We start from the raw sequence: 21,378 nt of genomic DNA, 5'->3' as shown, positions 1-21,378 counted from the left end.
GCCCTGCTTGAAAACGATCCTGACAATGGCCGTGGTTCTGTGTGGGACCACGTTTGCAACGGCCGCGTGGTCCAAGGACGATCCCGCTGCCGGCGCGCAGCTCTACGCGACGCACTGCGTTGCCTGCCACGGTGCGAACCGGGCCGGCGTTCCGCCGGCGTTCCCCGCGCTCACCGATGTCGCCAAGCGGCTGGACGCGGCTCAGATCAAGGACAAGATCAAGAAGGGCGGTGGCTTGATGCCGCCCTTCTCCCAACTCTCCGAACAGGACATCGGCAACCTCGCCAGCTACCTGGCGAAGTAGCTTCCCACTACAGCTTCCGCACCCAGATGTTGCGGTAGCTGACCTTGGAATCGTGTTCCTGCAGGTACAGCGGCGCGCACCCATGCGGTGCATACGAGGGCGCGCCGATGTACTCGGTCTTGCCCGACAGCACGGTGTCGTCCTGTACCAGCACGCCGTTGTGCAGCACGGTGATGCGCGCTGGTGACGTGAGCCCACCGCCCGGTGAGAAGCGCGGTGCCTTCCAGATGATGTCGTACGCCTGCCATTCGCCCGGCCTGCGCGAGGCGTTCACCAGCGGCATGGCCTGCTTGTACAGCGAGCCGGCCTGGCCGTTGGCATAGGTGGGGTTGTTGTAACTGTCCAGCACCTGCAGCTCATACAGCTCCTGCAGGAAGATGCCACTGTTGCCGCGATGCTGGCCGTCGAAGCCTTTGGTTGCGGTGGGCGCGCGCCACTCGACGTGCAGCTGGATGTCGCAGAAATCCTGTCTGGTGCGAATGCCCTTACTGCCTGGCACCACGGTCAGCGCGCCGTTGGCGACGCTCCAGGGAACGGGCCTGCCCGTCTCCGACTCCCACGCGGAGACATCCTTGCCGTTGAACAGCACGATCGCATCGGACGGCGCGGCGTTCACGGGGGTAGCCACGGTCGCGGGCACCGGCTTCCACACCTCGGTCCTGGTCGGATCGCGTGCGGGGTCATCGGCCTGCGCGAATGCAGGCGTTGCAGCCAGCACGCATATGGCCATCAGCAGGGGCTTGCTCATCGTGTTCCTCATCAGCTGGTGCCCCACGCGGGGGTACCGGGGACATAGGCCAGGTCGCCGTCGTAGCGGCCCGGCACGGCGACGTACTGCAGCGTTTCGGTTGCCCCCACCTTCGAGGTGAAGAAACCGAAGATGGCCAGCTGCTTGATCATCGTGAAGTAGTGCGGCGTCGCTTCACCGCCTTCGGCGGTACCGGTCTCGCTCACCTCGGTGGCGCGTTTCCGGGCCTGCGCATCCAGCGTACGCAGCAGCTCGGTGCGCGCCTGCGGTGCCAGCGCCACGAAGCGTCCACCGGCACGTTTGTCGATGTCGGCCAGGCCGGCATGGAATGCCGCCTGCTGCTGGGCGGTGTAGCAGTCGGTGACGAAGCGCGCCATGAACGCACCCGCGCCGGCGTCCTTCGCCCCCGGCGTTTTCGTGCGCGGCAGGATGGTTTCTGCGATCTCGTCCAGCGTGCCGATATCGGCTTCGGAGAAGGCGGTCTTCGCCCCCGCCGCCGGCGCCTGGCCACTGGCGAGCGCGGGCAGGCCGACCAGGGCTGCGCCCGTGGCGGCGACGATCATCTTCAACAGGTCGCGACGTTCCATTACAGGTTCCCCGCTTTCAGCTCGCGCACCGCATGGTCGGCCGCGCGTGCGGTCAGGGCCATGTAGGTCAGCGAGGGATTCACGCAGGCGCTGGAGGTCATGCAGGCACCGTCGGTCACGTATACGTTGGGCGCATCCCAGACCTGGTTGTGCTGGTTCAGCACGGAGTTCTTACGGTCACGGCCCATGCGTGCGGTGCCCATTTCATGGATGCCCTTGCCCGGCGCGTAGTCGTTGTCGTGCATCTCCACGTCCTTGACCCCGGCGGCCTCCAGCATCTCGGCGGCATCGGCGGCCATGTCCTTGCGCATCGCCTTTTCGTTCGCGCGCATGGATACATCCATCGCCAACACCGGCAGCCCCCACTTGTCCTTGCGGTCAGGGTCGAGGCGAATCGTGTTGTCGTGGTGCGGCAGCATTTCGCCGAAGCCGGTCATGCCGATGCGCCAGTCGCCCGGCACCGTCAACGCCTCCTTCAGGTCGGCGCCGATGTTGAGTTCGGCGATCTCGCGCGACCAGCCGTTGCGGCTGGCGCCGCCCTGGTAGCCGAAGCCGCGCGTGTAGCCGCGGCTATCGCCGCCGACGTTGCGGAAACGGGGAATGTAGAAGCCGCAGGGGCGCCGGCCGAAGTAGTACTTGTCATCGTACCCTTCGACCCGGCCGGAGGCACCGGCGCCGAAATGATGGTCCATCACGTTGTGGCCCAGCTCGCCGGACGACGAGCCCAGCCCGCCTTCCCACACGTCGGTGGCCGAGTTCATCAGCAGCCAGGTGGAGTTGAAGGAGGAGGCGTTGAGGAAGATGACCTTGGCCGTGTAGGTGTAGGTCTGCCCGGTCTCGGCATCGATCACCTCCACGCCACGTGCACGCTTGCGGTCCTTGTCGTAGAGCACTTCCTTGACGATCGAGAACGGCCGCAGGGTGAGGTTGCCGGTCTTCATGGCCGCAGGCAACGTGGCCGACTGGGTGGAGAAGTAGGCGCCGAACGGGCAGCCCAGGATGCACTTGTTGCGGTACTGGCAGTTGACGCGGCCCTGCTCGGGCTTGGGCTGGGTGATGTTGGCGGTGCGCGAATGGATCATGTGCCGGGTGCCACCGAAGGCCTGCTTGATCCGTGCGGCCACGTCTTTTTCGACGATGTTCAACGGGACCGGCGGCAGGAATTCGCCGTCCGGCAATACGTCCAGCCCTTCGCGCGTACCGGCGATGCCGGCGAACTTCTCCACGTGGTCGTACCAGGGCGCGATGTCGGCATAACGGATCGGCCAATCGGTGGCGATGCCATCCTTGAGGTTGGCCTGGAAATCCAGGTCCGACAAACGATAGCTCTGCCGCCCCCACATCAACGAGCGACCACCGACGTGATACCCACGGAACCAGTCGAAGCGCTTGGTCTCGATGTAGGGCGAATCCTGTTCGTCGGCCCACATTCCCTCGAGGTTCTCGGCCAGCGCGTAGTCGCGCATCAGTACCGGAAAAGCGGCCTTCATCGCCTGGGTGGGCCGGTTGCGGTGCGGGAAGTCCCACGGTTCCTTCATCGCATTGACGTAGTCCTTCACGTGTTCGATGTTGCGACCGCGTTCCAGCATGAGGACCTTGAGGCCTTTCTCGGTCAGTTCCTTCGCCGCCCAACCGCCACTGATGCCGGAGCCGACGACGATTGCGTCGTAATGATTGTCTGCCATGGGTTCTACTTCACCTGGGTGGATATCAATTTCAGACGTCGCAGAGGCGGATCGCCTCGCGCAGCGAAGCGATGGGATCGGTTGCCGCAGGCATGAACTCCTGCGCCAGGTACCCATCGAAACCGGTGTCGCGGATCGCGCGACAGATGGCGGGATACTGGAGCTCCTGCTGGTCTCCGATCTCGTGCCGACCCGGCACGCCCGCGGTGTGGTAATGCTTGAAATGCGCGTGATGCCGGCCGATGGTGGCGATGATGTCGCCCTCCATGATCTGCATGTGGTAGATGTCGTACAGCAGGCCGAAGTGATCCGAGCCGAGCCGTTGGCACAGTTCGACGCCCCATGCAGAGTGGTCGCACAGGTAATCCGGGTGATCGACCCGGGAGTTCAGCAGCTCCATCACCAGCACCACGCCGCGCTTCTCGGCATGCCCGAGGATGCGCTTGAGCCCGGCTTCGGCATTGGCCATGCCTTCCTGCGGGTCCATGCCGTTGCGGTTGCCGGAAAAACAGATGAGATTGCGGTAGCCGGCATCGGCGACCAGGTCGATGTGCCGGGTGTAGCGCTCCACCAATTGGTCGTGGAACTCGCGGCCGGCAAAGCCCTTGGTCAGGCCCAGCTCCGCGCCGTTGCACATCGAGCTGTAGACACCATGTGCCTTCAGCGTGGGCCAGTCTTCCGGCCCCACCAGGTCGATGGCGGCGAACCCGATGCCCTTTACCGTCTGGCAGAGCTGGGCCACCGATAACTTGGGGAAGGTCCAGCGGGCGACCGAATGCTTCAGGTTGCCCTTGAGCGGCGCGGTCGCGGCCATCGCGGGCGTCACGCCTGCGGTTGCCAGGCCAATGCTTCCGGCGACCGCAATGCGCAGCGCATCGCGCCGCGTGACGCGCGCACCTTGGATCGATCCAATCGAATGGTCGGGCATCCGCTTTCCGGCCTCCCAACCGGTATCAAACGCAACTATTCACTGCAATGCAATCGATTGCACCATAGTGGAGTAGTTCGTTTTTTTGCAAGACGCACTGCACGAAAATTAATGCTGCACGGCACAACGTCATATACCGCACGTTGCTCATTTACCCTTAGGCTGAGATGGGGGTTTGGAGCCGGTCGAGTCCTACGGGGATGAGGACCGTTCAAAAAAAGCAGGCGATACAGCAGACACGGCGGAATGATGGGTTCAGCGCTGTGCGCCTGAAGCTGGCTGATCGCCGGCAAGTTTTCCAAGGTCATCCTCGCCATCTGTTACCAGAAGAAAGCGAACCCGCCCACGTCGATCACCTACGGGAAAGTAAGCACATGACCATCCGGAGCTACACACTGGCGCTGGCTCTTCTGACAATGTCCGTTTGTGTTGACGCTTCGGAAACTGTGGAGACGAGCTCACCGGTAAGTGCCGCCTACAAGTGCGGGAGCGATACAGGCATGACCATCATCGCAGCGACAGCCGATTTCTCCACGTCCGCACCGGGACCGGACAAAGACGGCTATAAGCGCGCGCGAACAGGCAGGCAGACGTTCCGATGCAAGGGTGGGCCAAGCGTTTCAGTCGTGGTGTTGCCACCGCAGGAAACAGGAGAATGCGGCGCGGATGGACGGGTGGTCATCACCGACATCACACCTCCCGGTGGGCGCAAGGGCACCGAGCTGATCGAGTTCAACAGACGGTGCTTCTTCAATGATTACATTACGAGAATACGCATTTTCAAGCAGGATTCGCACTACTCGATAGAGCGTTGCTCGGAGACGAACAGGTTCAACAAACAGGCATTCGTCGGCTGCACGACCGCGCCCATCGCTCCTGAAAGAACGTAATCACTTCCGGCCCGAAATGCACGAAGCCCAGTGATAACTCATTCACTCAGCTACCGATCAAAACATCCAGCCCTTCCTGAGCCATGCGGAACTTGATGGCCTCAATAGGATCGGAGGCCTCGAGGCGGAAATGGGTGCTTTCGTAGTTGGCGACCAGGATCAGCAGTACTTGAAACAGATGACCTTGCTCGGTATCCGGCTCAGGCAGGGCATCGAACCAGGCGGCAAGCTTCTGCTTGGCCTCGTGATAGTCGCGCTCGGAATGGAGAGGTCGAATGTTCATCAGGATTGGTCCACCTTGGCGGCGTCGATCTTGTCGTACTCTGCGTGAGTACCTACTCCTACTTCCATCTTGGAACCTTGTCAATCATGCCGCCCGCCGCTGGTAGTGTCGGCTGGCGGATGCATGACATTTAGGGGACGCATGACACGCGTGGCATGTCACTACGTAGTGGCGGTGAAAGCAAAAGGCCCGCTATCGGCGGGCCTTTTGGTCGTCCAGGAAACAACCTCGCTTAGAACGGAATATCGTCGTCCGCGAAGTCGTCCATCGGCGGAGCCGACTGCTGCGGCTGCTGCTGCGGACGCTGCTGCTGGCCGTAGCCACCACCGCCACCGCCGCGCTGACCACCACCGCCACCACCGCCGTATTCCTGGCGCGGGGCCTGCTGGCGCTGCGGACGCTCGCCGCCGCCGTAGTTGCCACCACCGCCACCACCGCCTTCACCGCGACCGCCCAGCATCTGCATTTCGTCGGCGATGATGTCGGTGGAATACTTCTCCACGCCATCCTGGCCGGTGTACTTGTCGTAGCGCAGGCTGCCTTCGACGTAGACCGAGCTGCCCTTGCGCAGGTATTCACCGGCAATTTCGCCGAGCTTGCCGAAGAACACCACGCGGTGCCATTCGGTGCGCTCCTGCTGGTTGCCATCCTTGTCCTTGCGGACACTGGTGGTGGCCAGGCTGATGCGGGTGATCGCCATGCCGCCTTGGGTGTATTTCACGTCCGGGTCGTTGCCGAGGTTGCCGACCAGGATGACTTTATTGATGCCGCGCGCCATAGGGTTGCTCTTCCGTTGTCCGAGGGCAGGCCCGACAGATATCACACTCTGTTCGGTGCCGATACGGGGGCTGCCCTGCGTGTGATCTGGGTTGGATTGCAGAACGGGGCATTCTACCATCCCTGCCCGCCCGGGCTCTGTCGGGGATGCCCCCGACCGCCTTCGGAATTTGGCTGGGCCACTGCGGGACAAGGGCTCCCGGCCTACGTCCCAGCGCTCACCCACGCTAGACTCCGGCCATGTCCACTCCCGAAATCTACGTCAGTACCGATGTGGAGGCCGATGGCCCCATTCCCGGGCCGCATTCCATGCTGAGCTTCGGGTCGGCGGCATATCTGGCCGACAAGACCCTGCTCACGACCTTTTCGGCCAATCTGGACACCCTTCCGGAGGCGCAGGGCCATCCCGATACCATGGCGTGGTGGGCGACCCAACCGGTGGCGTGGGCGGCCTGCCGGCGCGATTGCGAGGCGCCCGAGGCGGCGATGCACCGCTACGTCGCGTGGCTGAAGGCGTTGCCGGGCAACCCGGTGTTCGTGGGGTATCCGGCCGGGTACGACTTCATGTTCGTGTACTGGTACCTGATCCGTTTCGCCGGGGAGAGCCCTTTTTCGCATTCAGCGCTGGATATCAAGACCTTTGCCATGGCGATGCTGAAGACCGACTACCGCAGCGTCACCAAGCGGAGCATGCCCAAGCGCTGGTTCGACCGGCTGCCGCATACCCACGTGGCGCTGGATGATGCGATTGAACAGGGTGCGCTGTTCTGCAACATGCTGGCCGAAAACCGGGGGTAAAACCACGGTCCCACGTCCCATGGCATCATGGCTTCCGTCGTCCCCGCCCTGCCCTCCATGACCATCCGCGGCAAAGCCACCTCCCTGGATATCGCCCACCTGGCCGGGGTTTCCCAGCCCACGGTGTCGCGGGCGCTGCGTGGCAGCCCGATGGTGAACCAGGAAACCCGCGAGCGGATCCTGAAGATCGCCCGGGAGCTGAATTACAAGGTGGACAAGAACGCCTCCAGCCTGCGCCTGCGCAATGCCGGCACGCTGGCCCTGCTGTTCTTCGAGGATCCCACCAATGACGATTCGCTGATCAATCCGTTCTTCCACGCCATGCTGGGCTCGATCACCCGCGCCTGCGCGCTGCGCGGCTACGACCTGCTGGTGTCGTTCCAGCAGCTGTCCACCGACTGGCAGGCCGATTACGAAGACAGCAACAAGGCCGACGGCATCATCCTGCTCGGCTATGGTGACTACCACGAATCACGCGAGCGGCTGCAGCGGCTGGTGGAACAAGGCACCCATTTCGTGCGCTGGGGTGCAGCCCTGCCGGACCAACCCGGGGTGTCGATCGGCTGCGACAATTTCCAGGGCGGCTTCGATATCACCGCCCACCTGCTCGACCAGGGCTGCCAGCGCATCGCCTTTGTTGGCCACGCATCCAGTCACTACCCCGAATTCGAGGAACGTTACCGCGGCTATGTGGCCGCGATGACCGAACGCGGCGTGCCGGTGGACCCGGCATTGCAGTTCGATGCGATTACGACCGAGCTTTCCGGCTACGACGCCTGCCAAGCGCTGCTGGCCGATGGACAGCCCATTGATGCGGTGTTCGCGGCCAGCGACCTGATCGCCATCGGCGCGATGCGGGCATTGCGTGAGCATGGCCTGCGCATTCCCCAGGATGTGGCGCTGGCCGGGTTCGACGATATTCCGCTGGCGGCGTCGGTATCGCCCACCCTGTCGACCGTGCAGCAGGACACCAAGCAGGCCGGCCAGCTGCTGGTGGAGCGCCTGCTCGCGCTGATCCAGGGCGAGCCGGTGGAAAGCCAGACCATTCCGGTGAAGCTGGTACTGCGGGAATCGTCGCTGGCCGGGCGCTGAGCCCGAGCCATTGCGATCCGGTCTAGCTTTTTCGCGGCAGAACGACACGGCAGTAGAGGTACCCCAACACGGCCATCGCAATCGCTGGCCACGTAGCGGCCGCGATTCCGTACAACCATGCGTTTCGTCGCTGGGCCTGCGCGGCCTTCCCCAAGTGCCGTGCGGTGTTGAGGTTGATAACCCAAGCAGCCAAGAGGCAAAGATCGGGGCTGTAGCCGAGTTCGCCAAGCACCAATCCCAGCGCAGCGGCGCCAAGCATTGAAACGACGAGACTTACCAGAGCTGCCTGCAAGTGGCGATGGGCCATCTGGTCCCGCGCTTCGTCATCCCTCAATTCCGTCGCCACGCTGCCCCCTGATTCCCCCGGTAGCCCGCGACCGTTGGTCGTGGGCGAAACCGCGAGATTACCTCAGCACCTGCTCCGCATCCACGATGTCCACCCCCTGCATCTGGCCCAGCCACTGGTCGAACCACGGCTTGTGCGAGGCACCGACCACCGACAGCACGCGCACGCCCGGGCGTTCGCGGAACGTCTGCTGGATGTTGGCCACCATGCGCAGGTTGCGGATCTCCCAGCCGCTGACCCATATCTGCGGGTAATGCTCGGCTGATGTTGCACGCAGCGTGGCGCCGACGTTGACATCGGTCAGTACATTCAGCCGTTCTGGCGCATTGATGAAGCGGTACAGCGGCAGCAGGTCGCGCGCTTTCGCCAGCCTGTCCTCGATGGCGGTGTTCTTGTCCAGCTCTGCCTTGCCAGCGTTCCACGCCTGTTCCAGCGAGGTGCCGAACGCCTTGGGATCCTTGACCTGGATGTTGTCGCCGGTGTGGTCGTCGATGGCGTACACGCGCGGCAGGCCCAGTCGCGCGGCCAGCTGCGCGGCGATCAGGTAGCTCTCGTTCTGGCGGCTGGCGATGGTGTCCAGCAGGGCAACCAGCGTGGCATCCAATCCATCGCCAGCGCGGCGCTCCGCCGGTGGCAGCTGCAGCCATTGGGTGTAGGCCGAGGCCCGCTCGTTGGCGGCCAGCATCCATGCGGCCAACTGGCGGCGCTGGGCTGGCGTGGGTGCCTTCGGCCACGTGTCGAGGGCGGCGTTGATCTTCTCAACCGCGGCCGGGATCTGCAGGCCGGTGGCCGTGCGCGCCACGTCGGTGCTGGCGCAGTAGTCCGGTCCGTAGACGCTGGCATGGCGCTCGGCAAGATCGCACTGCTCACCGCTGATGGCTTCCACGGTGATGATGTCCGGCTTGTAGGCGGCCAACTTGTCCAGCAGGGGACCGAGCGCACCGGGCTGGATGCCGCCTTCCACCTCGCTCAGGTGCACACTGCCCAGCACGAGCACCTGGGTGCGCGGGCCGGTCATTTCCCGGTCGAGCGTCGCCAGATCGACCGGCGCGGCGGCCAGCGATGGAAAGGCGGAAACCAACAGCGTTGCGATCCATAACCTGCGTTGCATGCCACTACCCTCAATCCATCGATGCAGACAGTGTGGGTCACCATGGACCCTGCCGACGCGTGACGGTGGTCAGGGTGCCGTTGGTCAGGGTCTCAGGCGCTGGCGTCGCTGACGGCATCGGCCAGCGCGCTGCGCACCGCGTCGCTGAAGGCCTCGAGCAGGAACGGTTTGGCGATCATGCTCATGCCGGGCTCGAGGAAGGCCGAGCGCTCCTGTGCCTTCTCGGCATAGCCGGTCATGAACAGCACCGGGAGCTCGCTCCGCGACTGGCGGGCGATCTCGGCCAGCTGGCGGCCGTTCATGCCCGGCAGGCCGACGTCAGTGACCAGCAGGTCCAGCCGCCGCGTTGACGCCAGCACCGGCAGCGCGCCGTCGGCATCGCCTACCACCTCCACCGTGTAACCCAGGTCTTCCAGCACCACCGTCACCAGCATCCGTACCTGCGGATCGTCTTCGACCACCAGGATCGACTGTCCCGCACCCAGTGCCACCGGTGCCGCGTCCGCGGCCGGCTCCGGCTCGGCGTCGGCTTCCACCTGCGGAATGAACAACGAGATCGTGGTGCCCTGCCCTGGCGTTGAATCGATGGCGATATGGCCGCCGGACTGCTGCATGAAGCCATACACCATGGACATGCCCAGGCCGGTGCCCTTGCCGATCGGCTTGGTGGTGAAGAACGGCTCGAAGGCGCGCTCCACCACTTCCGGCGGCATGCCGGTGCCGGTATCGGAAACCGCCACTACGGCGTAATCGCCGGCGGGCACGCTGGCGCGCTCGCCATCGGCCAGCCGCAGCGGGAAGGTACGCAGCGCCAGCTCACCGCCGTTGGGCATCGCATCGCGTGCATTGATGGCCAGGTTCAACAGCGCGCTTTCGAACTGGTTGGTGTCCAGCGCCGCGTGCAGCGGTGCCGTCGCCTCTTCGGTACGGATACGAACGCTTTCGCCCAGCGTGCTGCGTAGCAGGTGCTGCATCGCGCCGACCAGTGCGTTGAGTTCGACCGGCCGCGCGTCCAGCGACTGCCGGCGAGAGAATGCCAGCAGGCGCTGGGTCAAGGCGGCGGCGCGCTGGCTGGAGGTGGTGGCCGCATCCAGGAAGCGCTCCAGATCATCCGTGCGCCCCAGCTCCAGCCGCATCCGCACGATATCCAGCGCCGACAGGATGCCGGTCAGCATGTTGTTGAAGTCATGCGCGATGCCGCCGGTCAGCTGGCCGATGGCCTCCATCTTCTGCGACTGCCGCAGTGCCGCTTCGCTGGCCTCGCGCGCGGCCATCTGTGCTTCGAGCTCACGGGTACGCTCGGCGACCACCGTTTCAAGCTCGAGTGCATGCTGGCGGCTGGCTTCCAGTGCCGCTTTCGCGCTGCGCTCCAGCGCACTGCGGCTGTCGGCCAGCGCACGCATCTGGTCGCGCACCAGGAACTGCTTCTCGCGCGCACGCAGCGCGCCCTGCACGGCGCTGAGCAGCGACATGCCGCCCAGCGGCCGATCCAGTTCCACCACGTTGACCGTGCGCGGCAGCAAGCTGTCGAACGGCGAACGACGGTGCGCACGCGGGGAGCGCAGCAGGATGACGGGCAGGTCCGACCAGGCGGGCTGGGCGGAGAGGCGTTGCAGCAGGCAATCGGTACCACGGGCGATGGCTTCTTCGGTGATCAGCACCACGCCGGCCTGATCGTCGAGCGCAGCGGCCAGGTCGTCCAGGGTATCGGCCGGACGGGTGGCCAGCCCTGCGCCATCCAGTACCGACGCAATGCTGGCCGCATCGCGGCCGAACGGGGCGACGATATGGACAACGCCGCCGCGCCCGGGGTCATCCTGCATAGGGATGGGCCAGCAGGGATGCCGTATCGCCCACGAACTCCGGCGTGCCGGTGAGGATGCCCTTGAATTCGTTCAGCGGCGCGCTGAGTGCCAGGCCCTTGCCGTTGATCTTGAGCTCGCGGATGGTGTCTTCGTGCGCGCCGCCGCGGTTCTTGATCACCGAGATCGCCTTGCGGATGCGCCCCTGTGCTTCGAAGAAGCGGAACAGGATCACCGCATCGGCGATGTAGGACACGTTGAGGTTGCCGGTGGACATCGTACCCACCAGGCCGTGCTGCGGGTTGATCAGGAACGTGGCCACGCCCTTCTGGTTGAGGTAGGACAGCATTTCATGCAGCTGCAGCATCAGCTGCTTTTCCTGCGGCATGGCGGCCACGTAACCGTTGAGGCTGTCGATCACCAGCACGCTGCAGCCGCGTTGCTCCACGGCCTTGCGCACGTTCCAGGAGAACTCGCCGGGCGAGATCTCGGCCGGGTCGATCTGCACGATCTCCAACAAGCCCGAGTCCAGGTGCGACCCCAGGTCGATATCCAGCGCCTTCGCGCGGGCCAGCAACGTGCCCACCCGCTCGTCGAATTCGAAGATGCAGCACCTCTCGCCGCGCTCGCAGGCGGCCCACACATACTGCAGCGCCACGTTGGTCTTGCCGCTGCCGGCCGGACCGGTCAACAAGGTGCTGGTGCCCCGCAACGGGCCGCCGCCGAGCAGGTTGTCGATTTCCGCCACGCCGCTGCCGAGGGTCTCCCCGCCGAAGTCGTCATGGTGGTGCGAGGCAATCAGTCGCGGGAACACTTCCAGCCCGCCGGTGCGGATGGCAATGTCATGGTAGCCGGCGACGAAATCCACGCCGCGCAGCTTCTGCACCTGCATCCGGCGCCTCGCTGCGCCAAAGTCCAGGGTCAGCCGTTCCAGCGAAATCACGCCGTGGCAGAGGCTGTGCAGCTGGCCGTCGCGATCATCGGCGCCCGAGGTCAGGTCGTCCACCAGCAGCACGGTGGCGCTCTTGGGCGCGAAGAACTGCTTCAGGGCCAGGATCTGGCGGCGGTAGCGCAGCGAGTCCTGGGCCAGCAGGCGCAGCTCGGACAGCGAATCGAACACCACCCGGTTGGGCCGGATGCGATCCACTTCGCCGAGGACCAGCTTTACCGTTTCATCCAGCTCGACTTCCCACGAATGCAGGACCGACTGCAGCCGGCCATTGCCCAGCGCATCTTCGGCCGAGCCGAGCTCGAACAGGTGCAGGCCGTCCAGCGACCAGCCATGCGCACTGGCCACCTCGCGCAGCTCCTCCGCCGTTTCCGAGAGCGTCACGTACAGGCAGCGTTCGCCCTGTTTCAGGCCCTGCAGCAGGAACTGCAGGGACAGCGTGGTCTTGCCCGAGCCGGGCGGGCCTTCCAACAGGTAGAGGCGCCCCTGCGGCAAGCCGCCACTGAGGATGGTATCCAGGCCCTGTACACCGGTGGTGACGCGCGACGACTCTGTCTGCATGTAAGACCCCTGTTTTGACGGCGGAGTCTAGCAACCAGCACTGTGTAGAGATTGTGTGATCGAGGTCTCTACATTAAGTCCACTTCAGCAATGTGCAAACCGCGTGGAGCGGGCACGGCAGGCCCTCGCTCAGGCGAAATCCTTCAGAATCTCGCCGATGCCTGCCGGGGACAGTTCCAGGCCCAGCGAAGTGCCCGGATTGACTACCACGCCATAGCCACCGGGTACGCGCTTGAGCACTTCCAGCATTTGCATGCGGATCGTGTGCGGCGCCTGCTGGCTGTGGAAGCCGACCCGCTCCATGTGGGTGAACACCGCCACGTGCAGGGTGCCCTGCTTGTCGAACAGCAGCGGGTCGAAGCCGCTGCCGTCGGGGGTGACCAGGCTGCCGGTGAGCAGCACCACGTCCGAGGCGACGAAGGCCTTCATGAAAGCGCCGATCGGGGTCTTCCCGTCCATGGCGGATTGCAGAAGGGCTTCGATCGGGGTCAGTGGGGTGAGGTCGTTCATGGGGCGATTCTACCCGGTCGGCAGCCACCGACCGTTGGTCGGTGGTCAGGGCGTACCCACCAACGGTGGGTACCTACCGGGACAGGCGCGTGGTCCTCGCCTGCTGGTCCGCCACCGCCTTCGCCAGCTCGGCCTGCAGTTCCTTCTGGTTCACCTCCGCATCCAGCAGGTACACCTTCACCCCGTGCGCGGGGACGTCGGCTTTCAGGCTGCGCTTGACCGCCTGGCTGCCGCCGCCCAGCGCATCACGCCAGGTGCCCGGCTGCAGGTAGCGGCTGACCTCGAACGTGCTGGCGGTGTCGCCCTTGTTGAGCAGCACCAGCGCGGTCTGCGCGGTATCGCCGTGCTGCAGTACGCGATAGAACACCGCCTGGTCGCCCTGCAGGCGTTCGTTTACCTGCAGCCCGCGCTGCAGGGCCGGGGTGGCCTCGCGCAGCTTGGCGATCCGCTGCAGGGGCCCGAAGATCGGGCTCTGCGGGGCGGCATCCACCCGCGGCTGGCCGAAGTACGCACGGTTGCCGGCGTGTTCGGCGCGGCTGCGCATGAAGCCGGTTTCCGAGCCGTAATACAGCACCGGAATGCCGCGCGCGGTGAACAGCCAGTTGTGCGCGTCAATGAAGCCGTCGTCGGTGGCATCCAGCCGCGCCATGTCGTGGTTGTCGTAGAAGCTCATCAGCTCGTACGGGTTGGCGTATGGCCCCCCCACCAGGTGCAACGGCTCGGCCAGCGCTTCGAAGCCCTTCTGCTCCTTGCCGAACACGCTGGACATCGCGCCACGCAGCGGGAAGTCCAGCACGCTCACGTTGGCGTTGGTCGGCCAGGTGTGCTCGGCGATTTTGCTTGCGTCGTAGTCGAACGCCTCCCCGAACATGAACATGTCCGGATGCTTGGCGCGGATCCGGTTGACGAACTCATGCCACCACGGGTGCGGCAGCCAGCCGATGGTGTCGATGCGCAGCGCATCCACGCCCTGCGCGGTCCACTGCAGGTAGGCGCCTACCAGGTACTCCATCACTGCCGGGTTGTCCTGGTTGAAGTCGCCCAGCTCGGCCAGGTTGCCGTCGAAGATCGAGCCCTTGTCCGCGTCGACCGGGCCGATGTTGTTGTAGAACGCGTGCAGCGGGTTGTGCTTGGGGTCCAGCTGCTGCGGCGGCAGGTTCTGGTGGTCGGCGATCAGCTTGCCGTCCTTGTCGAAAATCTGTCCGAACTGCGGCTGCTTCACCGGCATGGTCCAGGCCGGCGAACCGTGATTGCCGACGATGTCCAGCACGACCTTCAGCTTGGCGTCGTGCAGGCCACGGGTGAGCCCGGCGAAATCCAGGTCCGCGCTGGGCAGGTGCTCGTCGAGCTTGTAGAAGTTGATGCCCCAGTAGCCGTGGTACCCGGTCTTGCCGCGGTCGGTCAGGGTGCTGGTGCAGCTGATCGGCTTGCTGCCAGTGAAGGCCTCATCCGGGTTGTCGATGATCGGGGTGATCCACACCGCACCGAAACCGAGGTTGCGGATGTAGTCGGCATTGTCGAGCACGCCCTTGAAGTCGCCGCCGAGATAGCCGATGTTGCCGTCGACCTTGTCCGGGCACGGCACCGGGATGTCGAAGGTGCGGTGCTTGCCGCCCTGGTCGCGGTGGTCGTTGGTCGGGTCACCGTTGACGAAGCGGTCGGTGACCACGAAGTACACCGCATCGCTGGCGAACGGCTCCAACGTGCCCACGTACTCGGGGCGCGGGGCCGCAACGGCATGGCCGGCCAGCAGCGCGAACGAAAGGCCCAGCGACAAACGCGAACGAGACAGCATCAGACAACCTCCTGGTGGGACGGCACCCGCAGCACGCACAACCCGGCGATCAACAGGCTGACGCCACCCAGCGCCAGCACGTGCATCGGGTTGCCGCCCAGCCACAGGCGCAGCATGAAGCCCAGCGCGCTGGCCGCGACCAGCTGCGGGATGACGATGAAGAAATTGAACAGGCCCATGTACACGCCCATCTTGGCCGCCGGCACGCTGTCAGACAGCAGTGCATACGGCAGCGACAGGATCGAGGCCCAGGCGAAACCGACCCCGACCATCGACAGCAGCAGCCACTTCGGGTCGTCGATCAGCATCAGCGAGATCAACCCCAGGCCGCCCAACCACAGGTTGACCAGGTGGCTCAGGCGCAGGCCCATCACCCGCACCATCAGCGGAATCAACAGCGCGGCGAGTGCGGCAAAGCCGTTGTACGCGCCGAACAGCACGCCCACCCAGTTGGCGCCCTCGTTATAGGCGGCCGACGCCGGATCGGTAGAGCCGAAATGGGTACCGGCCACCGCGGCAGTGGTATAGATCCACATCGCGAAGAGCGCAAACCACGAGAAGAACTGCACCCACGCCAAGCGGCGCATGGTGCGCGGCATGCTGCGCAGGTCATCGACGATGACGGCCAGCATGTGCGGGCCCGGCAGCAGCCGCGCCACGCCAAGCAGCAGGCCGTAGGCGATGCACAGCCCGGCCAGCACGTAGAGCATCTTGTCGCCGTTGCGCCAGGCGATCGCCGCGGCCAGCGCCAGGCCGAGCGCGATCCAGCCGCCGATCTGCAGCATCGGCGGCGGCCCGGCGACAGGCGCGGACTGGTGCACGGCCGGCGGCTCGGCATCATCGAAGCTGGCCAGCTCGGTCGGGGAATATTCGCGGGTGCTGAACACCGTCCAGGCGATCGAGGCCAGCAGCACCACCGCGCCGAAGTAGAACGCATAGCGCACGGTCGGCGGCACTTCGCCGGCGGCAGCGGTATTGGCTACGCCGAAGTGCGCCAGGATGAACGGCAGGAAGCTGGCCACGATGGCGCCTACGCCAATGAAGAAGCTCTGCATTGCGTAGCCGGTCGGGCGCTGGCGCGGGGCCAGCTTGTCGCCGACGAACGCGCGGAACGGCTCCATCGAGACGTTGATCGAGGCATCCAGCACCCACAGCGTGCCCGCTGCGATCCACAGCGTGGGCGAGTTCGGCATCACCAGCAGGGCCAGCGTGGTGAACACCGCGCCGATCATGAAGTACGGGCGGCGGCGGCCCCAGCGGGTCCAGGTGCGGTCGGACAGGTAGCCGATGATCGGCTGCACCAGCAGCCCGGTCAGCGGTGCGGCGATCCACAGCCCGGGCACGGCGTCCATCGGCGCGCCCAGCGTTTCGAAGATGCGGCTGGCGTTGGCGTTCTGCAGGGCAAACCCGAACTGGATGCCGAGGAAGCCGAAGCACATGTTCCAGATCTGCCAGAACGACAGGGTAGGCTTGGCGGTGCGGCTCATCGGGTGGCCTCCGCGTTGCCGGCCACCGGTGCGACCAGCAGCGCCCGGACGTTGGCCGCGTTGAGCACGCCGTCGCGGCCGCCCTTGCCACCGTTGTACTGGGCGAAGTGTTCCAGTGCGCTCATGTTGAAGCCAGGTTCCAGGGTGAAACGGCAGCTGCCCTTGGGCAGGTCGAATTCGACGGCGGTGGACTCCTGCGGGCCGATGCTGTGCGGCATCACGATCGTGGCGCGCTGGACCGGTTGCCCCGTGCAGTGCACGGCCAGCTGCTTGACGGCAGCGGTGACGCCGGTGTTGATCGGGCCGTTGGGGTTGTCGTAGTGCAGGCGGATGCGTACGCGGGTGGGCGTGGCGGCGTTCCAGGCCCACTGGTCTGCCCCGGGCAGGCGTTGCTGTGGGCCGATGCAGGTCATCGGGCTGTGCAGCGACTCAAGGGCGCCTTCGCGACGGGTGAGGCTCAGGCAGTGCTGGTGGCCGTCGTTGGTGACGGTGTGGGTGGCGGAGCTGCCCACTGCGATGCCGTCCTGCCAGAGCTGGTGGTGGGCGGGGATGGCGATCGTCCAGGTGTTGCCGCGCTTCTGCGCTGTCGGTGCGGCGGGGGTGGCGGGGGCGAAGGCGTTGGGGTTTGCCGGGTCTGCGCGGAAAACGGACACGCGTGGCGTGCCCCTACGCGGTTCGAGCTGGACGGTTACGGTGTTGCCCTTGCGCTCGATCTTCTTTGCTACGAGCAGGTCGCCGTCGAGGGTGCGGGGGCGCTTGAGGATGTAGCGGGTGCTGCCGGTGTCGAGCTCGATGCTGTTGCGCTTGCCGAACAGCTGCGGTACCAGCGCCACCGGCAGCTTGGGCGCGACCGTGCCGTCGGCTTCCACGCCGAACACGCCTTCGAGCACCATCGAGAGGTGGCCGGCTACCGACCACAGCTGGCGCGGTGAGTTGACCACCGGGCCGCTCAACGGGCCCTCGTCGACGTGCACGGCGAGCGTGCGCATCTCGTAATTTTCCATGTTCGAACCGGCCAGCGCGCTGCCGCGCATCAGCGATTCGATCTCGCTCTGGATGCGGGTGGCATCATCCACCTTGCGTGCCGCGCGCAGCGAGTAGGCGCTGACGAACGGCCACACCGCCCGGTTGTGGTAGATCGGCTGCTGCGCTTCCTGCGGCCACACCACCGGGCTGCCGCCTTCCACGTACGGGTAGTTGGCCAGCGAGCGGCGGGCACGCTCGGCCGGGAACACCTCGGCCAGCACGCCCAGCGAGATGCCCAGCAGGTCGTACTTGGCATACGGCACCGGGTGTGCGGCTTCGCCGATGTAGCTCATGTACATGCCGGCGTCTTCGCGCCAGAAGCGCGCGTCGATCTGCGTGGCCAGCGCGTCGGCCCAGGCCGCGTACTCGCTGGCGCGGGCGTCGCCGAGTTCACGGGCGTACTTCTCGGCCAGGCGCAGCGCCTGGTAGTGCAGCACGTTGGTGGACAGCGCGAAGGAGTCGCCAATGAAGCGCACGTCGTTGCGGGTCCAGTCCGGGTAGGTCTGCTCGCGCCAGTCCAGGAACGAGGTCTCGCCGCGGTACAGCCCCGTGCGCGCATCGAACACCATCGCGCGGTCCTGCGCCAGGGTGGCCTGCAGGGCCTGCCAGGTCTCGGTCATGAAGCTGGAATTGTCGTGCAGGTCGCGTGCGGCCAGGAACCACACCACGCGGTCGCTGCTGATCGGCCAGCTGCCGCCGGACCCGGTGTCCTGGGCCACGAACAGGCCGGGGGTGACGCCGTCGCGTGCCTTGGACAGCTTGAACTGCAGGGACTGGCGGGTGCGGATCGGCTCCAGCCGGGCCAGCGCCAGGTCGGCGGCGAAACTCACATCGCGCGTCCACACGTACGGCCAGCGCTCGCCGGTCTGGAAGCACTCGCAGTCCACCGGGTTGCCGAAATTGAAGGCCGGGTCGCGGATTGCATCCACGCGGTCGGCGGCCATGTCCTGCTGGGCCAGCGCGAACAGCGCATCGAACATCACGCTGTCGGTGCGGCTGCGCATCGGCTGGGCGGCAATCGCCACCGGCTTGCCATCGGCCAGCAGCTGGAAGCTGCCGTCGGCAGCGGCGGTGGCGCGCGCGGTGCGGCCATCGAAAGTCAGGTCCGCCGCCGTAGCGGTGGATACCAGCGCCGCCCCGAGGGCAGCGGTCAGGCAGATCGTTTTCAGCATCGAAAAGCGGCGGACCGGCTTGCGCCCGTCGGCCTTCCTCCCTTCTTGCACGCGGTATGGTTCGCCAGCGCCGGGGCGCTGTCGTCGCGGCCCCCTCCCAGGGTGCCTGCCTGCATGGTAGGCGACGACCGTCGCCCGTCGCACTGCACAGGCGATATACGTGCCCGCTTGCATACGTATTCATGGCGTGGCGCGGTGAGTCCGCGGCAGGCGTGGCTATAGTCCGGGGCAGATATGCGCTGCCCTGGGAGGGGAAATGCCACTGGAGTTGCCGTTGTTGCGCGCTGTTGCCGCGCCCCGCCCGCTGGCCTGGCTGGCACTGTCGTTGCTGGTCTGCACCACCGCCGCACACGCTGAACCGGTCACGGTGGCCAGCGCCAGCTCACCGGGCGACATTCTGAAGGTGTCGCTGCAGCTGGATGGCGGCAACCCGAGTTACCGGGTCGAGCGCCTCGGCCAGACCGTGGTGGCCGAATCAAAACTGGGCTTCCAGCTGCGCGACGGCCGCCTGGACCGCGACCTGGCGGTGCTCGGGCAGGAAACGCGCCGTGTCGATGACACCTGGGAACAACCCTGGGGCGAGCGCCGCAGCGTGCGCAACCACTACAACGAAGTCACTGTGCACCTGGGCGAGCGGAGCGGTGCCAAGCGCCGACTGGACGTGGTGTTCCGCGTCTACGACGACGGCCTGGGCTTCCGCTACCACTTCCCGCAGCAGCCGGGCCTGCGCGAGGCGATCATCGATGACGAGCTGACCGAGTTCGCGATCGCCCCGCCATCCACCGCCTGGTGGATCCCCGCTGGCGAGCCCATCCACTACGAGTACCTGTACCAGCGCACGCCGTTGGACCAGGTGCCGCTGGCCCATACCCCGCTCACCCTGCGCAGCCAGGACGGCCTGCACGTGGCGATCCACGAGGCGGCACTGGTCGATTACGCCGGCATGTGGCTGCGGCGCACCGAGGGCCAGCGCCTGCGCGCCCAGCTGTCCCCGTCGGCCGAAGGCTGGAAGGTGCGCCGCACCCTGCCCTTCGATACGCCCTGGCGCACGCTGCAGATCAGCGACACCGCCGGCGGGCTGGTGGAATCCAACCTGATCCTCAACCTCAACGAACCCAACGCACTGGGCGATGTGAGCTGGGTGAAGCCGTCCAAATACCTGGGCGTGTGGTGGTCGATGCACCTGGACCAGGAAAGCTGGGCGACCGGGCCGAAGCATGCGGCGACCACGGCGAAGACGAAGAAAGTGATCGACTTCGCCGCCAGACACGGTTTCCGGGGCGTGCTGGTGGAAGGCTGGAACCCGGGCTGGGATGGCAACTGGGTCGGCAACGGCTACGACTTCGATTTCACCCGCGCCACCCCGGACTTCGACATCGAGGCGCTGTCGGCCTACGGCGCGAAGAAAGGCGTGCACCTGATCGGCCACCACGAAACCGGCTGCGCGATCGAGCACTACGAAGACCAGCTGGGCGCGGCCCTGGACCTGTATGCGCGGCTGGGCGTGGATTCGTTCAAGAGCGGCTATGTCTGCGACGACGGCCAGGTGGATCGGCGCAATCCGGCCGGCGGCCCCGTGTGGCGCGAGTGGCACGACGGCCAGTTCATGGCCCGCCATCACCTGAAGGTGGTGCAGGAAGCGGCCAAGCGGCACATCGCGGTGAATCCGCACGAACCAATCAAGGACACCGGGCTGCGCCGCACCTATCCGAACTGGATCTCGCGCGAAGGCGCACGCGGCATGGAGTACAACGCCTGGGGCCAGCCGCCGAACCCGCCCGAACACGAGGTCAACCTGGTGTTCACCCGGCTGCTGTCCGGGCCGATGGATTACACCCCGGGCATCCTCAGCCTGAAGGGCCGCCACGGCCAGGCCATTCCCAGCACGCTGGCCCGCCAGCTGGCGCTGTACGTAGTGATCTACAGCCCGATCCAGATGGCCGCCGACCTGCCCGAACATTATGAACAGCACCGCGAGGCGTTCCGCTTCATCGAGGATGTGGCCGTGGACTGGGACGACACCCGCGTGCTCGATGGCGAGGTGGGCGACTACGTGACCATCGCGCGCAAGGATCGCCACAGCCGCGATTGGTTCCTGGGCAGCATCACCGATGAGCATGGGCGTTCGCTGCCGGTACCGCTGTCGTTCCTGGAGCCCGGCGTGCGCTACCGCGCCGAGATCTACCGCGATGGGGAGGGTGCGGATTATCAGTCCAATCCGTTCGCGTTCATGCGCGAAACCCGCCAGGTCACCAGCGCTGACACCCTGACTATCGTGCTGGCGCCCGGTGGCGGCCAAGCCATCCGGTTCACCCCGTTGTGAAGCCGTAACGACCAGCGGTCGTTACCTACCGCGGGCGTCAATGCCCCGGTAGGGCACGACCGTTGGTCGTGCCGCCGCTGAAACCGGTTCCATAATCCCGCATTTTCATTGAATACGTATGCAGGGTGATTCACGCCGAAGGCGCGCTGCCTACCATAGCCACGCAGTCAACGGCCACCGCGCCATGACACCTGCGGCAACGCA

At 65.7% G+C, this 21,378-nt stretch carries 18 protein-coding genes; 5 read left to right on the top strand and 13 right to left on the bottom strand.

The genetic code is table 11. The features are described 5' to 3' along the window. Window positions 1-7 precede the first annotated feature (7 nt). Window positions 8-304 carry a c-type cytochrome gene (locus BAY15_RS06120; protein WP_237334324.1) on the top strand — a complete coding sequence of 99 codons (297 nt, stop codon included), beginning with the start codon at window positions 8-10 and terminating at the stop codon, window positions 302-304. A 7-nt stretch (window positions 305-311) separates the two neighbouring features. Here BAY15_RS06120 and BAY15_RS06115 read toward each other — a convergent pair whose 3' ends face one another. Genes BAY15_RS06115 through BAY15_RS06100 form a run of 4 tightly spaced genes read right to left on the bottom strand, consistent with a single transcriptional unit; the run spans window position 312 to window position 4,252 of the window. Beyond that, window positions 312-1,052, bottom strand: coding sequence for a 3-keto-disaccharide hydrolase (locus BAY15_RS06115; protein WP_208856124.1), 741 nt, complete (start codon window positions 1,050-1,052; stop codon window positions 312-314). A gap of 11 nt (window positions 1,053-1,063) precedes the next feature. Next, complete coding sequence (locus BAY15_RS06110) at window positions 1,064-1,639, bottom strand: gluconate 2-dehydrogenase subunit 3 family protein (protein ID WP_068849995.1); 576 nt, start codon at window positions 1,637-1,639, stop codon at window positions 1,064-1,066. Continuing rightward, complete coding sequence (locus tag BAY15_RS06105) at window positions 1,639-3,324, bottom strand: GMC oxidoreductase (protein WP_068849992.1); 1,686 nt, start codon at window positions 3,322-3,324, stop codon at window positions 1,639-1,641. The genes BAY15_RS06110 and BAY15_RS06105 overlap by 1 nt, the downstream gene beginning before the upstream one ends. Window positions 3,325-3,355: 31 nt before the next feature. Next, window positions 3,356-4,252, bottom strand: coding sequence for a hydroxypyruvate isomerase family protein (locus BAY15_RS06100; RefSeq protein ID WP_237334323.1), 897 nt, complete (start codon window positions 4,250-4,252; stop codon window positions 3,356-3,358). Window positions 4,253-4,752: 500 nt separating this feature from the next. Here BAY15_RS06100 and BAY15_RS19435 point away from each other — a divergent pair, with 500 nt between their 5' ends. Further along, a complete protein-coding gene (locus BAY15_RS19435; RefSeq protein WP_157771699.1) occupies window positions 4,753-5,142 on the top strand; it encodes a hypothetical protein in 390 nt (129 codons plus the stop codon). 46 nt (window positions 5,143-5,188) lie between these two features. Here the strand turns inward: BAY15_RS19435 and BAY15_RS06090 are convergent, their stop codons facing one another. Both BAY15_RS06090 and BAY15_RS06085 read right to left on the bottom strand, forming a co-directional pair. Continuing rightward, the gene (locus BAY15_RS06090) at window positions 5,189-5,425 is read right to left on the bottom strand and encodes a hypothetical protein (RefSeq protein ID WP_068849988.1); all 237 of its coding nucleotides are present in this window, start codon (window positions 5,423-5,425) and stop codon (window positions 5,189-5,191) included. Window positions 5,426-5,657: 232 nt separating this feature from the next. Then, on the bottom strand, window positions 5,658-6,203 hold the full coding sequence (locus BAY15_RS06085; RefSeq protein ID WP_068849986.1) for a single-stranded DNA-binding protein: 546 nt from the start codon (window positions 6,201-6,203) through the stop codon (window positions 5,658-5,660). Window positions 6,204-6,442: 239 nt separating this feature from the next. Here BAY15_RS06085 and BAY15_RS06080 point away from each other — a divergent pair, with 239 nt between their 5' ends. Further along, entirely contained in the window at window positions 6,443-7,000 is a 558-nt protein-coding gene (locus BAY15_RS06080) for an exonuclease (RefSeq protein WP_068849982.1), read from the top strand. Between the two features lie 57 nt (window positions 7,001-7,057). Then, a complete protein-coding gene (locus tag BAY15_RS06075) occupies window positions 7,058-8,092 on the top strand; it encodes a LacI family DNA-binding transcriptional regulator (protein ID WP_068849979.1) in 1,035 nt (344 codons plus the stop codon). 404 nt (window positions 8,093-8,496) lie between these two features. Here the strand turns inward: BAY15_RS06075 and BAY15_RS06065 are convergent, their stop codons facing one another. The 7 genes from BAY15_RS06065 to BAY15_RS06035 all read right to left on the bottom strand — a co-directional run bounded on the left by BAY15_RS06065 (window position 8,497) and on the right by BAY15_RS06035 (window position 18,851). Beyond that, window positions 8,497-9,549 carry a DUF5694 domain-containing protein gene (locus tag BAY15_RS06065; RefSeq protein ID WP_068849973.1) on the bottom strand — a complete coding sequence of 351 codons (1,053 nt, stop codon included), beginning with the start codon at window positions 9,547-9,549 and terminating at the stop codon, window positions 8,497-8,499. Between the two features lie 92 nt (window positions 9,550-9,641). After that, complete coding sequence (locus BAY15_RS06060; RefSeq protein WP_068849970.1) at window positions 9,642-11,372, bottom strand: ATP-binding protein; 1,731 nt, start codon at window positions 11,370-11,372, stop codon at window positions 9,642-9,644. Further along, on the bottom strand, window positions 11,362-12,861 hold the full coding sequence (locus tag BAY15_RS06055; RefSeq protein WP_068849967.1) for an ATPase domain-containing protein: 1,500 nt from the start codon (window positions 12,859-12,861) through the stop codon (window positions 11,362-11,364). The genes BAY15_RS06060 and BAY15_RS06055 overlap by 11 nt, the downstream gene beginning before the upstream one ends. Before the next feature lie 129 nt (window positions 12,862-12,990). Continuing rightward, window positions 12,991-13,371: an SseB family protein gene (locus BAY15_RS06050; RefSeq protein WP_068849964.1), complete on the bottom strand. Its 381-nt coding sequence runs from the start codon at window positions 13,369-13,371 to the stop codon at window positions 12,991-12,993. Between the two features lie 73 nt (window positions 13,372-13,444). Then, window positions 13,445-15,166, bottom strand: a complete 1,722-nt coding sequence (locus BAY15_RS06045) for an alpha-amylase family glycosyl hydrolase (protein WP_068849961.1) — start codon at window positions 15,164-15,166, stop codon at window positions 13,445-13,447. Continuing rightward, window positions 15,166-16,653 (bottom strand): MFS transporter, encoded by a 1,488-nt coding sequence (locus BAY15_RS06040; protein WP_068849958.1) that lies wholly within the window; start codon window positions 16,651-16,653, stop codon window positions 15,166-15,168. The genes BAY15_RS06045 and BAY15_RS06040 overlap by 1 nt, the downstream gene beginning before the upstream one ends. After that, a complete protein-coding gene (locus BAY15_RS06035; protein ID WP_068849955.1) occupies window positions 16,650-18,851 on the bottom strand; it encodes a Six-hairpin glycosidase-like protein in 2,202 nt (733 codons plus the stop codon). The genes BAY15_RS06040 and BAY15_RS06035 overlap by 4 nt, the downstream gene beginning before the upstream one ends. A gap of 256 nt (window positions 18,852-19,107) precedes the next feature. On the opposite strand from BAY15_RS06035, the gene BAY15_RS06030 reads away from it, so the two are divergent. Beyond that, window positions 19,108-21,174, top strand: a complete 2,067-nt coding sequence (locus BAY15_RS06030) for a glycoside hydrolase family 97 protein (RefSeq protein WP_068849952.1) — start codon at window positions 19,108-19,110, stop codon at window positions 21,172-21,174. Window positions 21,175-21,378: the final 204 nt, after the last annotated feature.

Source organism: Stenotrophomonas rhizophila (genome assembly GCF_001704155.1).
Lineage (GTDB): Bacteria > Pseudomonadota > Gammaproteobacteria > Xanthomonadales > Xanthomonadaceae > Stenotrophomonas > Stenotrophomonas rhizophila_A.
Note: the sequence above shows the minus strand (reverse complement) of the source record. Positions and strands in the feature narration are given on the sequence as shown.